The sequence below is a fragment of the Mucilaginibacter ginsenosidivorans genome (genome assembly GCF_007971025.1).
Classification (GTDB): domain Bacteria; phylum Bacteroidota; class Bacteroidia; order Sphingobacteriales; family Sphingobacteriaceae; genus Mucilaginibacter; species Mucilaginibacter ginsenosidivorans.
Genome location: NZ_CP042436.1, coordinates 1,300,504 through 1,314,011 on the forward strand (window position 1 = coordinate 1,300,504; position 13,508 = coordinate 1,314,011).

11 protein-coding genes are annotated in these 13,508 nt (G+C 44.8%); 6 read left to right on the top strand and 5 right to left on the bottom strand.

Annotated elements, in window-relative coordinates:
- Positions 1-19: 19 nt before the first annotated feature.
- The 3 genes from mgtA to FRZ54_RS05940 all read right to left on the bottom strand — a co-directional run bounded on the left by mgtA (position 20) and on the right by FRZ54_RS05940 (position 4,547).
- Positions 20-2,566 (bottom strand): magnesium-translocating P-type ATPase, encoded by a 2,547-nt coding sequence (gene mgtA, locus FRZ54_RS05930; protein WP_147030718.1) that lies wholly within the window; start codon positions 2,564-2,566, stop codon positions 20-22.
- Between the two features lie 21 nt (positions 2,567-2,587).
- Positions 2,588-3,412: a universal stress protein gene (locus tag FRZ54_RS05935; protein WP_147030719.1), complete on the bottom strand. Its 825-nt coding sequence runs from the start codon at positions 3,410-3,412 to the stop codon at positions 2,588-2,590.
- A 172-nt stretch (positions 3,413-3,584) separates the two neighbouring features.
- Complete coding sequence (locus FRZ54_RS05940) at positions 3,585-4,547, bottom strand: isopenicillin N synthase family dioxygenase (protein WP_147030720.1); 963 nt, start codon at positions 4,545-4,547, stop codon at positions 3,585-3,587.
- Between the two features lie 180 nt (positions 4,548-4,727).
- Here FRZ54_RS05940 and FRZ54_RS05945 point away from each other — a divergent pair, with 180 nt between their 5' ends.
- From FRZ54_RS05945 to FRZ54_RS05955, 3 genes are all read left to right on the top strand, one after another.
- The gene (locus tag FRZ54_RS05945) at positions 4,728-6,302 is read left to right on the top strand and encodes a DUF6600 domain-containing protein (RefSeq protein WP_147030721.1); all 1,575 of its coding nucleotides are present in this window, start codon (positions 4,728-4,730) and stop codon (positions 6,300-6,302) included.
- A 302-nt stretch (positions 6,303-6,604) separates the two neighbouring features.
- Positions 6,605-6,916 carry a hypothetical protein gene (locus tag FRZ54_RS05950; protein ID WP_147030722.1) on the top strand — a complete coding sequence of 104 codons (312 nt, stop codon included), beginning with the start codon at positions 6,605-6,607 and terminating at the stop codon, positions 6,914-6,916.
- Between the two features lie 81 nt (positions 6,917-6,997).
- The gene (locus tag FRZ54_RS05955; protein WP_228462633.1) at positions 6,998-7,453 is read left to right on the top strand and encodes a 3-oxoacyl-ACP synthase; all 456 of its coding nucleotides are present in this window, start codon (positions 6,998-7,000) and stop codon (positions 7,451-7,453) included.
- Here FRZ54_RS05955 and FRZ54_RS05960 read toward each other — a convergent pair.
- Together FRZ54_RS05960 and cysC are read right to left on the bottom strand one after the other, a co-directional pair.
- On the bottom strand, positions 7,450-8,280 hold the full coding sequence (locus tag FRZ54_RS05960; RefSeq protein ID WP_147030723.1) for a sulfotransferase: 831 nt from the start codon (positions 8,278-8,280) through the stop codon (positions 7,450-7,452). The two genes, FRZ54_RS05955 and FRZ54_RS05960, sit on opposite strands and share 4 nt — an antisense overlap.
- Positions 8,281-8,312: 32 nt before the next feature.
- The gene (cysC, locus tag FRZ54_RS05965) at positions 8,313-8,876 is read right to left on the bottom strand and encodes an adenylyl-sulfate kinase (protein ID WP_147030724.1); all 564 of its coding nucleotides are present in this window, start codon (positions 8,874-8,876) and stop codon (positions 8,313-8,315) included.
- A 249-nt stretch (positions 8,877-9,125) separates the two neighbouring features.
- Between cysC and FRZ54_RS05970 the strand changes: the two genes are divergently transcribed.
- The 3 genes from FRZ54_RS05970 to FRZ54_RS05980 all read left to right on the top strand — a co-directional run bounded on the left by FRZ54_RS05970 (position 9,126) and on the right by FRZ54_RS05980 (position 13,478).
- Positions 9,126-9,530 carry a response regulator gene (locus FRZ54_RS05970; RefSeq protein ID WP_187359762.1) on the top strand — a complete coding sequence of 135 codons (405 nt, stop codon included), beginning with the start codon at positions 9,126-9,128 and terminating at the stop codon, positions 9,528-9,530.
- Between the two features lie 230 nt (positions 9,531-9,760).
- Positions 9,761-10,642 carry a hypothetical protein gene (locus tag FRZ54_RS05975; protein ID WP_147030726.1) on the top strand — a complete coding sequence of 294 codons (882 nt, stop codon included), beginning with the start codon at positions 9,761-9,763 and terminating at the stop codon, positions 10,640-10,642.
- A gap of 46 nt (positions 10,643-10,688) precedes the next feature.
- Positions 10,689-13,478 carry a CHAT domain-containing protein gene (locus tag FRZ54_RS05980; RefSeq protein ID WP_147030727.1) on the top strand — a complete coding sequence of 930 codons (2,790 nt, stop codon included), beginning with the start codon at positions 10,689-10,691 and terminating at the stop codon, positions 13,476-13,478.
- Positions 13,479-13,508 lie beyond the last annotated feature (30 nt).

The window sequence follows — 13,508 nt, forward strand, 5'->3', positions numbered from 1 at the left end:
CACAAAAAATTGATCTTCGTCAGTTTTGCCGGCGCTTTTTCATATGCCTGTAAAACCATCTTTTAGCCAGCTCGGCCCAAAAAAGATACATAGCTACAATAAAAAGCATCCAGCCGTAATAGGATAAAGGCAGCCGGGTAAAACCGAGCCAGCCGGCAAGCGGGAGCAGGGGTATCGATAAAACAAAAACCAGTACAAGGATAGTGGCCAGTGACAACAACCTGCCCGGGAGACTTTTGAAGAATGGCAATTTGGTACGAACTACCAGCACGATGAGTATGGCTGATATAACAGATTCAGTAAACCAGCCGGTTTGAAATGTTTTTTCATTGGCATGCATAATATAGATCAACAGCCCGAAAGTAAGGTAGTCAAACACCGAACTAAGTAATCCGAAGATGACCATGAAGCGCCTTACAAAACCCAGATCCCACTTTTGGGGCGACATGATATTTGCCTCATCCACTTTATCTGTAGCTATCGCCATTTCGGGAAAGTCAGTTAGCAAATTTGTTAACAATATCTGTTTTGGCAGCAAAGGTAAAAAGCTCATCATTAACGATGCGCCGGCCATGCTGAACATATTGCCAAAGTTTGCGCTGGTTGCCATGAAAATATATTTCATGGTGTTGGTAAAGGTTTTGCGCCCTTCCACAATTCCGTCAACCAACACGTCAAGGCTTTGACTTAACAAAACTATTTCGGCAGCTTGCTTGGCGACATCCACTGCGCTATCAACCGATATGCCCACATCCGCCGTGTGAAGTGCAGGAGCATCGTTTACGCCATCGCCCATAAACCCCACCACAAAGCCTGCCTTTTTCAACATATTTATAATGCGCTCCTTCTGGTTGGGTTCCACCTCGGCAAAAATATCCGTGCGCACAGCTTTATGTATCAGGGCGGCGTTGTTCATTTGGAGTAACTGCGCGCCGGTCAGAATATTCGGTTGTTTGATGCCAACCTGCAGGGCCAGACTTTTCGCCACCAACGCATTATCACCGGTGATTATTTTGAGCTTCACACCCAGGCTATTCAGTTTTGTTATTGTTTCAGGCACATTAGCCTTCGGCGGATCGAACAATGCAATAAAGCCGAGAAAAATCATTTCCCGCTCATCATTTCTTGTAAACTTAGTTTCCGCACCCCACGGTTTGAAAGCTACGCCTAATGTACGGAAGCCGGCGTCGCTCAATTGTTCATATTGTTTTAAAATACCGCCCTTGCAACCATTTATGTTAATGATGCCGTCCGCCGTTTCGGCGCGGTCGCAAACATCCAGTACGGCTTTTAACGCGCCCTTGGTGATAATGAGATCTTCTTTTTTGTCGGTTACCTGTATCGTGAGCCGTTTGCGGATAAAGTCATAGGGTACCTCTGCTACCGGTACAAAAGGGTTTTCCACGATATGCCAGGCTCCGGATATGGCCTCATCTACCGGGTTATGGAACCCCTGCTGCAACGAGGCGTTTAACCAGGCGTATTGTAAAACCCTGTCGCTGTGCACTCCGGAAATATCAAGCGCATCCTTCAGTTTTACTTTCCCTTCTGTAATAGTGCCGGTTTTATCAGAACACAATATCTGCATGCTTCCGAAGTTTTCGATAGAAGCCAGTCGTTTAACAATAACTTGTTTACGGGCCATGCGCCGGGCGCCTGTGGACAGGTTGACGCTGATGATGGCAGGCAATAATTGTGGGGTGAGTCCCACGGCAAGTGCCAACGAAAACAATAAAGAATCGAGGGCCGGTTTGTGAAGATATACATTAATGGCAAAAATGATGATGACAAGCAGCAGCGTTATTTCCATCAACATATACCCGAACCTGCGTATACCGCGTTCGAAATCAGTTTCGGGCGCCCTGGCCTGCAGGCCAGATGATATTTTACCAAACTCCGTTTGTGTGCCCGTTCTGATAACCAACGCGGTTGCTTTGCCACTGATAACGTGCGAGCCCATAAACAGGGTATTGCTGCGTTTTGATAATGGGGTATCAGCAGCGCATATCCCGGTTCGCTTTTCTACCGGATAGGTTTCGCCCGTAAATGCGGCTTCGTCAATAAATATCTCCTGCGATTCGAGCAAAAGACAATCGGCCGGGATAATGTCACCAGCAGATAAGTAGATCACATCGCCCGGTACAGCGGCTTCAAATGGGACTTCTTTTTTTTGGCCGTCCCTCAAAACCGTGCAATTAAGTCTTACCAACTTCATCAATTCGTCTATGGCATTAGCCGCTCCGCGCTCCTGCCAGAAACTTAGGATGCTGCCGATCATGACAATCAAAAGTATAATAACAGTATCGATGACGTCGCCAAGCCCAGCTGATAACAAAGCGGCAGCGATCAGCAGTAAGGTTATTGGACTTTTGAATTGTGAAAGGAAAAGTGTTATGGTCGAGCTTTTGTGCCCCGGCTTTATGGTATTTGGCCCATATATTTTTAAGCGGTTAGCTGCTTCACTGCCGGTAAGGCCGTCCGAACCGCAGGATAGTTCATTTAGTGCCTGTTCCGGAGTAAGATTCCAGAAATGATCGGGTTCAGAACATTGATTCTTTTTATCCAAAGCCGAAATTCAATTCGTTATTTATAATGGGAAAATTATTACCGGTACCGGAATATGCTCGGGCAGCGTATTATTGATGCACTGCCCGAACAATTCTTCAAAATGGAATCGGTGGTTTACCAATGCCAGCAGATCGGCGTGTAAACTATTGATCATCACATCAACGGCAATCTCTAAATTTCGCTCTTTTATATTGTTAAAATAGGTCTTATCGTAAAATATTTTATTGGTGATCTCGCTTTCGAATAATGTTGCAGCATAGTCGTCGCTCAACGGCGGCAAACCTTTTGCCGAGAAATGCTCAATTACAAGATTGGCGCCATATTCCCTGGCAAGTTCGGTTATAAATTTCAATATCGCGGTGCGGCAATAGCGCATATCCAAAGCATAAGTAATATTTTCAAACCCGCGTTTTTTGTAATTGCAAGGCACAAGCAACAATGGGCAGGCTACACGGTTCAAAACCGCCTGTACATTTATATTGGACAATGAGTTGTGTGTAGCATGCGTTTCTATTCCCTTTACCATCAGCCAAATGTTCTTCCCGGTCACCAGTTCGCAGATCTCCTTTTCTGTAAACCCGCTTACGTTCATGTCATTCACTACAGGTCGGAAAGCATTGTCTCGGGTAATGTTGTATAAGTGCTTAACCAGGCTGAATAAACCGGTGCTTTCCGCCGACAGCTGCTCGCCTGCTGTTACCGCCTGTTTGTTTTCGACCATGACATCATCGCATAAATTCAGGATAAGGATATCAGCTTTCAATTTTTGAGCAATATCCAATGCGAACTCTGCAGCATTTTCAGCTTCGGGCGAACTGTCGTTGAATAGAAGTATGGTTCTCATGCGTTGCTAAATGGCCAATGACTATTCGGCCCAAGTTCGGCAACAAATCAAAAAAACGGGATGACCGCGGTCACCGGACTATGTGATGCTCATCACTATCGGCAAAAAGCCCCCTGGTATTCGATCAGGAGGCCTCCGGCTAATGTCTATGTAATTGCGGTTTGTCCGCTGGTTATTTTTTCAGCCCGATCTCGCGAAGCCGCTCGTCCAGGTATTCGCCGGCGGTCATGTCGCTGTATAATTTCGGATGTTCGGCGTCAATGCATGATCGCAGGCTGGTCAGGTCCATCTCCGATTTAGGGTGAAGGAAGAAAGGCACCGAATACCGGGAGTTCTTCATTTCTTCACGAGGTGGATTTACAACCCTGTGTGTGGTAGATTTTAATTTGTTGTTAGTCAGGCGCTGCAGCATGTCACCCACATTTACTACAACGTCTTCACCATGTGCCTTTACCGGGAACCAATTGCCTTCGCGGGTAAGTAACTCCAGCCCGTCGGCACTCGCCCCTATTAACAAGGTAATAAGGTTGATGTCTTCATGCGCACCGGCACGTACCGCGTCGGCTGGCAAAGCGTCCGGGTCGAGGATAGGGAAATAATGCAGCGTGCGTAATATGGAATTACCATTGTGCACTTTATCATCAAAATAATTCTCGGGCAGGCCAAGGTAAATTGCTATGGCCCTAAGTAAATGCGTACCGGCAGCTTCCAATTTTTGGTACACTTCGCGCGTGGTTGTATTAAAATCCGGTAATTCTTCAACTATTAAATTGTCAGGATACTCATTTTTAACTGGATCGCCGTCCGTAACGGTCTGGCCTATTTGCCAGAACTCTTTCAGGTCCGGAACTTTAAAACCTTTTGCGGTTTCCTTGCCTTTGCTGGTGTAGCCACGCTGGCCCGCAAGTTCAGCCTTTTCATATTTGAGTTTCACATCTTCCGGCAGGCTGAAAAGTGCTTTTACTTGTTGATATAACTTGTCTATCAGTTCCTTACTTAACCCGTGATTGGTAATGGTAACAAAACCCGTCTCGTTGAAAGCTTTACCGATCTCGTCAGAAAAAAGTTTGCGCTGTTCGGCGGTGCCGTTAATATAAGTGTCCAGGTCGAGCCTTGGAATATTTACTGAGCCCATAATTATCGAGATTTTAGAGGGGGTAAAATTATTAATTATATGAGTAGAAACAGACTTTTGCCGCCAAAAAATCGCCTGCTGCTGGCTCGTGCCTATGAAAGGCAAACAAATTTTGCGTTAAACGCTTTATATCATACTTAGTCAAATACTAAAGTAGTATTAACAAATCTTTAGAAACCAATGAAAACTTTAAATAAAATATGGGGTGCCGGCCTGTTAATAATGACTATGGCACTGGCCGCCCCAAAAAGTAGCATGGCCCAGGATGAGGGCTATGTCACAGATCAGCAATTTTACGATGAACTTGAACCCTATGGTACCTGGGTAAGCGACCCCGAATACGGCGATGTTTGGATCCCCGATGCTTCGGACGATTTCAGGCCGTATGCCACTAACGGGCATTGGGTAGTTACCGAATATGGTAATACCTGGGTGTCGGATTACTCATGGGGCTGGGCCCCTTTTCACTACGGTCGCTGGCGGTATGACGACTATTACGGCTGGGAATGGATACCCGGTCACACCTGGGCACCGGCATGGGTGAGCTGGCGGCATGGCGGCGGTTACTACGGCTGGGCACCTTTAACCCCCGGGATAAGTATTAGCGTATCTATAGGCGGTGGTTATAACATCCCGGATAACTATTGGGTGTGCGCGCCTGAGGCTTATATCACCAGCCCGCGTATTTACAGTTATTATGCGCCACGCACCAGGGTGGTTAACATTATACACAACACTACCATCATCAATAACACTTATGTGCATAATAACGTAACTTATATTAGCGGTCCGCGTGTGACCGATATACGCCGCGTTACACATAATAACAACGTCAGGGTTTATAACATAAGTAATACAGGCAGGCCAGGTGTAACGAGCGTTAGAAACAACACGGTTAATATTTATCGTCCGGCTGTGCGAAAAGCTCCGGACGCCCGCCCAACCAGGGTAGTAGACGCACGGGCATACCGCGATCAGCACCCGAACGAACGTATTGCTGCACAAAACCAGGCCGCTATAAACCGTGCTAACGCAGCGCGCCTTGCCGCGGTGGCGCGTAGTCAGCAGCCTGATAGTAAAGTGGTTCGTGTAAATCCACGTGATAATCGTGCTGCCGCAACGCCTGGCAGGCCAAATGTTGCGCAGCGCCAACCGCAAGCTCAACAACAGCAGCAACGTGCAGAGCAAGCAGCCCGGCAGCAGCATGCCCGGGAAAATGCTGGTCGTCCGCAGCAAGCGGCTGAACAACGCACCCGGGAAAATACGCAGCGTCAGCAACAAGCTCAACAGCAACGGGGAGAACGCGCGGCTCAGCAACAGCAGCAACATGCTCAGGAAAATGCGCAGCGTCAGCAGCAGGCCCAACAGCAACGTGCGGAACGCGCGGCTCAACAACAGCAGCAGCGTGCCCAGGAAAATGCACAGCGTCAGCAGCAGGCCCAACAGCAACGTGCAGAACGCGCGGCTCAACAACAGCAGCAACGTGCCCAGGAAAATGCGCAGCGTCAGCAGCAAGCCCAACAACAACGTGCGGAACGCGCGGCTCAGCAACAGCAGCAACGCGCCCAGGAAAACGCACAGCGTCAGCAGCAGGCCCAACAGCAACGTGCAGAACGTGCGGCTCAGCAACAGCAGCAACGTGCCCAGGAAAATGCACAGCGTCAGCAACAGGCCCAGCAACAACGTGCGGAACGCGCGGCACAACAGCAACGCCAGCAGCCACCGCAGCACCGGGGGCATGGCAACGAGAAATAATGAGCATTTTTTAAAGGTAAAAAGGGCGCCCTACCAAGCAAGGCGCCCTTTTTAATTAAAATGATAAGTAAGTATCGTTTAAATAATAGCGCAAATAATATTAAGTAAGTATAAAAATCATTTTTCCACATAAACGGCTATTTTAATAACAGCAAGCGATTTTTTTACTCATTCCGACAAATATTTATCTATAATTATTCTATTATTCGAATTTGTTAATACTCACCGCCCGGGTAATTCGATATATATTATTTTTGTTGTTGATGGTCGAACCAAATGGCCAGTATGTTGTTATGTCTACCATGAAACGTAATGTTTTCTTATTGGCAACCGATCCTAAAAATCCGTGCAGGGACGTGATCTATGCGCGTGGCACAGGTCTAAGGTTGCGTGTGTTTTGCCTCGATACGGAGCCATTTCATCCCGATATGAACGAAATACAATTGTACGGCAAGGGACAAAATAAACTGTATGCCTTTGAAAGCATCGACGTGACATCTGACGATGCCCTGGATATTGTTGAAGCCATCCAGTGGTATGCCGGTTATATTAAATGCCCTGAAATGAATATAGTTGCAGATGATCCGCGACCCGGAAGGAACATAGCTATATAGTCCTGATGTTCAGTATATCATAATTATAGCCCTCATAAAAAAGCTGTTTTACCGGCTTTTTTTAAAATCTTTGCCCCACGTATGATGAAGAATTTGAAAGAGCAACTTTATAAAATGTGCATTGATTATGTGCAGGCTAAAATAAATGAAGCAAAACAGGGGATTGATGATGCACAGTATGCCGCAGCCGAGGAAAGCAAAAGCAGCGCGGGGGATAAGTATGAAACAGCGCGGGAAATGATGCAACAAGAAACCGACCGGTATCAGTTGCAGTTGAATGAGGCCAATAAACTGATGGTTGCGTTAAGTAAAGTAAACTATAATAGCGAATATACATCGGCTGATGCCGGGAGTGTTGTGACCACCAATAACGGAAATTTTTTTGTCGCGATAAGCGCGGGCAGTTTCACTGTCGCGGGCCTTGCTTTCTTTGTGGTTTCGCCACAATCGCCTATTGGTATTAAACTGGCAGGAAAAAAGGCAGGTGATGCTTTTGAGCTTAACGGCAGAGCTTATCAAATACAACAAGTTGGCTAAGCCAAACTTATATATTTCTTAAGCTGATCGCCCACATTTTTAGCCTCGGCTACAAGTCCCTCATCTTTTATATAAGGCGAAAGGTCGGCAACCCGGCTAATGAGGCTCTCCTTATATATATTCCTGAACGAGAAATATTGCAGGTTAAAACCCCATTTACCCTTAAGCCATGAAAATACACGCCTGTCATCTTTCTGTAGCAGCGAGTAATTTATAACCAGGTAATCTTCGGGCTGAAGCCCTTTCAGCGTACTTAGTATATGCAGGTTATATTCGATCCAGACTTTCAGGTAATCTTCCGCATTATTACGGTAGTGCTTTTTTCTTTTAGCTCTTTTTTTGATCACTGTCCATTTTAAACGCGTAAAAAAACTTCGCTGCCGGTATGATTTATCCAGTTCGTCAAAGTCTCTTTTCAGCAGGGAGTTAACAACTGATACATAGTCGCGAACTATTACCAGGTACCTGGCTTCGGGCAGCAATTGGCGATAGGTATCCAGGAACAGGCAGGTGCGGGGCTCTTTCCAGCCCCACTGATCAAATCGTCGTTTTTTGATCCGGATAATGGCCTTTAATTTCTCAAGCTGATAGTCGGATATTTTTGGCTGCTCATCGTATACCAGGCCCGATACGGTAAGCCCGTTATCTGCCAATATTTCTTCGTGTATTTTCAGGAATTCAACATCTTCGTAATGTCCTTCCTTATTACCTTCATTGGCTTCCACAAGGCTTTCGCCTACCTGCAACCCGCAGTGATACAGCCAGTTTGTAATTAAAGAGGTTCCCGAGCGGTGCATTCCTGCAATAATGAGTGTTTGCGACGGCATTTTTGACTTATCAGAAATAATTACACAATCGATCAGGATACATGAGTATAGGTATTATATAAATACTTCTCCTTTACAATACTGTTAAGTATAAACGAGCATATTTTGTTTGTACATTCCTTTTCGCCGAGCGCATGGGTATTTACATAAACATCGGGATTTTGCGGAGCCTCGAACGGATCGTTGATCCCTGTCAGATTTGAAAGCTTATCCGGGTGCCCTTCGGGGAGCATGGCGCGTTTATATAGCCCTTTCGTATCACGCCTGATCAGTTCATCCACATCACAATCGATGTGGACCACCCTGACATTTTTGTAGGCGCTTATCAACTCCCGGCGTATGGTATCGTAAGGATTGATGGCGCTAACAATGGTGATGATATTATGGGAAGAAAATTTATTCGCAATAAAACCCAGCCTCCGGATGTTTTCAAAGCGATCTTCCATTGAATACCCCAGGTCCTTGAACAGGCACCGGCGGTATACGTCAGCATCGATGATCTCGGCAAAAATGTTTTCGGCGGCTAATTTATCTTTTACCTTTTCGGCTAACGTAGATTTACCGGCCCCCGACAGACCGCAAAACAGTAATATCATAGTGAAGCGTATGTTTTTCTGTAATAAATAGGCATTCAGTTAACAGCATGTTATTAATTATTAACATATAACAGCAATCAACCCAATATGTTAGCAAATATTGTGTTAATATCGATAGAAAGGGTATTTGTATCGATTAAATTACGTTTTCTGTGTATCACAAAAGCGTAGTACTACGTAGCAAATACCGTGTAAACCCTGCCTTTCAAAAGGATGCAGGAATCTATATTTGAATCAGACCGGTTTGCAATGAAAAAATTGATATTCATCGACGATAGCCCCCTGGATCATTTTATCCTGAAGAGGATACTGAACAAGTATAATTTGGCGTATGAAATAAATTGTACCGCTAACGCCGAAGAGGTGATCGGCTTCCTTGAAAAAAATCGCCTGAACAGAGCGTTACTGCCCGACGTAATATTGCTGGACATTTATATGCCCGAATTTAATGGTTGGCAGTTTTTGGAAAAGGTGCAGCGAATATATCCCAACTTATCCAAGCCATTTAAACTGTATATTCTTTCTTCGTCGATCAACCCCAAAGACATCGACCACGCAAAACAATATAACTGCGTAAAATCTTTTGTATTTAAGCCAATTACCAAAGAAGTGCTTGAGCGGTTGGTTGATGAGGAAATATCTGAAGTTAAATAAGAAATTTTTTAATTATTGTCTGCTTTTTTTCAGCGAGGAGGCAACCATTCTCATCAAAAAGTTGTCACATTATTATGGCGGATGTGACAATCGTCATTGAAAATTTTATTTATAAACCCGAAATTGGCGATATGGTATTTCATAATGAAAAAAGATTACCGGGGTGATTACATAAACGGCAGTGGTGTTGACTAAGTACTGTATATATGCAATTACATTATAAGTATAAGATGAAACACCCGGACTTTCTGAGGCTGTTTAGCGTTGACAAAAAAAGAACACGTGATATGAGGGCGCGATCGATCATTTACATATTTGCCGGATTGCTTTTAGTTCAATTTTCGTGCAGGAAGGACAGGTCCACTAAACCCGGAGACCCGGTAAATGTTATCGCGTCGGGAAAATCTATTTACAGCGATTCTGTCTTTTACATTAATAACTCTTCTTCAAAATACCTTGTGAACCCGGTGAAAAACGAAGCTGGAAGCTATTCCTGCGTCCCGCTGGGGCTTGAACTTGATCAAGTGACAGGAGAAATTGACGTTAATAAAAGCGAGACAGGCCTTAAATATAAAGTGACCTTTACACCCGACGACGGCTCGGAGCCAAAAACGTCGGACATTGTAATATCGGGATTGAATTACATGGATAAAATATATAATCTTTCGGCAGGTGACAGTATTGCGCCCGCAATATATAATGCCGATTCGCACCTAAATATCCCCGGTGCAGGTTCCACCGCAATATTTGATGAGGGAGGAGGCTGCAGAAATGCAGGCATCGTTATTGATGGCCGAAATGCTGAGATCAACCTTGCTCAAACCATTCGCAACCAGGGTATAGATACCGGTGCGACCCAGGAAGTAAAATTAGCTTACCGGATAAACGACAATAGTCGTGCTGCGCTTAACGGGTTGAATGTTAAGATCTATTTCTACCGTGACGCGTCGGAAATCCCTCAGTACCTGTCGGCGCTCCTGATCGAGCGTAAAAATACTATTATAACTTCTTCCGTGCCCAAAGGCAGGCTGGTTATAAACAGCCTGGCAGTAAATAAAACCCAGCAGCTTTCGCGCCCAAGACCACCCTGTATTGTGGTGGTAAGCAGGTAACAGGGTATTTAAAGGTTAATAATTATTTTTGAATATATTTAGTCCCATGTGTTGGGATCGCTTATTTAGATTATTAGTCGCGCTAATAGTATTATTCGCTTCCTCCGCCTTAGCTCAGAGGCCGCCCACACCTGATTACAAAAGATCGTTTGCCCTTGCAGAAAAGCTTTCGAACGCTGAACACCCTACAGACGAAACGGACAGGCAAGCGCTTGACGCCTACATCAAAGCCGTAAATATTTTAAACCGGACCCAAGCGGATCCCATTTTCTTATTTAAAGCTTCTGTATCTACCGGCGCTTTTTTGCAGGTGCTGGGGAGGTACAAGGAATCCATTCCGTATTTCAGAAATGCTTTTTTAGTGAAACTTGGGTTTAAAAACGCCCCGGACTCTATCATGTTCAGACCTTTGGTTTATTGTGGCAACAGTTACTACGAGCTTGACATGCTCGATTCAGCACGCAATCTTTACAAAAAAGCCGAAAACATCGCCGAGTTATACCCAAAAGTAAGCGAATTGGAAAGGTTGTATAATACGCTCGGAGTGATTGCGTACTCAACAGGAAACTACAGTAAAAGTATTACATATTATCAAAAAGCTATTTCCACGCTAACCAGCCGGTCCCACTATGACAGGACATTCCTGGTTTATTACAAAACCAATCTTGCTTCGGCCTATCGTAAATTGAAAAATTATGACGGCGCATTAAGCACTTATATGGCATTGCTCCAATACCACGTGGAAACCGATAAGTTAATGCATAATATTGGCTCGCTTTACCTGGCTATGCAAAAGCCGGCCATAGCTCTCAGTTATCTGTCCAAAGTAGCTTATGACGACCAAAGAAAACTTAACGACATCGGCAGGGCCTATTATCTCTTAAAGGACTATGCACCGGCCGATAGTTTTTTCAAAAAGGCCTCGGCCTGGAATGTTAAACAAAACGGTTCACACAAAAACAGCGATCACGGAATTACACTTAAATATTGGGGAGACGTTTACCTGCAAAAGGATCAGCCGTTGCAGGCCCTGTTCTATTATCAGCATGCTATTAATTATTTGCAGATCAATTTTAATTCGACCGATATATACGTAAATCCGACGGAGTTTAACAGCGCGTTCAATAGTGTTGAACTGCTGGAAGCGTTGCTTGCCAAAGCAACAGCATTTAAAGCGCTTTATGATCAGGATAAGAAAATTAGAGACCTCGACGCCTCCCTTAATACTTACCTGGCATTTTACAAACTGGCTGATCATATCGAACGATTTTACGATACGGACGATGCCCGGGAATTGATAAATGATAAAAAATATGAATCGCACCAGCTGCCGATAGAGATTTGCTTACAGCTTTTAAAGCTGACAAATGAGAAAAAATACCTTTATCATGCTTTCTTTCTTGATGAAGAGAATAAAGCAAACTTGTTAATGCTTAATCTACAAGGCTCAAGATACAGGTCTGCCGGACGTATTCCGAAACAATTGCTGGAGCAGGAAACATTGCTTAAGGAAAATATTACACATGAATCGTTGAAAGCCAGGAATATCACGGATTCGACAACTTTGTTAAGTGCTCAAAAGCAAATCAACGACTACAGTATCCGCCTGATAAAAGTGCAGGAAAAAATCGGTGCGGCGGACCACTTAAATAAAATGAGGCCCGAAAGCGGTGAACTCTCAATTAACGAGCTTCAGAAAATAATACCACCGCACAATGCTGTTTTGTCCTATCATTTAAGCAATACCGGCTTACTTTGCTTTGTAATAACAGCTGACAAGTTTGATTTCTTTGCGACAAAGACAGGGCCTTCTTTTACCCCGCTTATCCGCAATATCTACCTGAACGCGCAAGCCAGGAGCAGCAATACAAATCGGAAAATAAACGACGCCGGCAATGCTTTATACAAGCTATTGATAGCCCCTGCAAAAGCCGCGCTTGCTGATGTGGAAAATATCACAGTTATTCCGGATGACGAATTAAACTACCTGCCATTCGAATTACTGGCCGACGACGAAGGCAACAGCCTGATCAGTAGATATGCTGTAACCTATAATTATTCCTGCGCGCTATTGCAAAATAATAGGGGCCAGCTAAAGAAAAACGCATCGGAATTAAGTATGGCCCCATTTACTGAAAAGATAGCACCGGGTAGCAGTGCGCCCGCCGGCGAATGGGCCCAATTGCCCTATTCGAAGCAGGAAACGGAGCAATTAAAGGGGACATCTTTTATTGGTCAAAGTGCAACAAAGCAGCAGTTTCTGCGTAGTGCGCCGAATTTTAATATCATACACCTGGCCACGCATGCTTATGCAAATGACAATGATCCCAACAGGTCGTTCATTGCATTTTATCCATCTAAACCCGATTCAGTATTACAATATAAACTATACATTCCTGAAATATATAATCTGCGACTTGACAAAACCCGCCTGATCGTACTAAGCGCCTGCGAGAGCGGAACCGGGGAGTTGATGCGCGGTGAAGGTCTGATAAGCCTATCGCGTGCTTTTTCCTATTCGGGATGCTATAATATTGTTACTTCGATGTGGAAGGCCGACGACGCTTCAACAGCATATATATCGTCGAAAATGCACCGCTATTTACAGAAGGGCTATACCATAGCCTCGGCTTTGCGGCAAGCGAAACTTGACTATTTGAATGACGGATCCATTCCTAACGCCAAAAAAACACCCGGGTATTGGGCGCAATTACGATTGGTGGGTGGGTTTGAGGAAACGAAAGCCCCAAACGGTATTTTTATTTGGGTGCTTATTGGCTTTTTCCTGGTCGCCAGTTTGGTAGTGGTCAAAAAAAGCCGGAGCACTAATTTATAGCAACCCCGGCGGAATCAAAAAGGGCAGTTA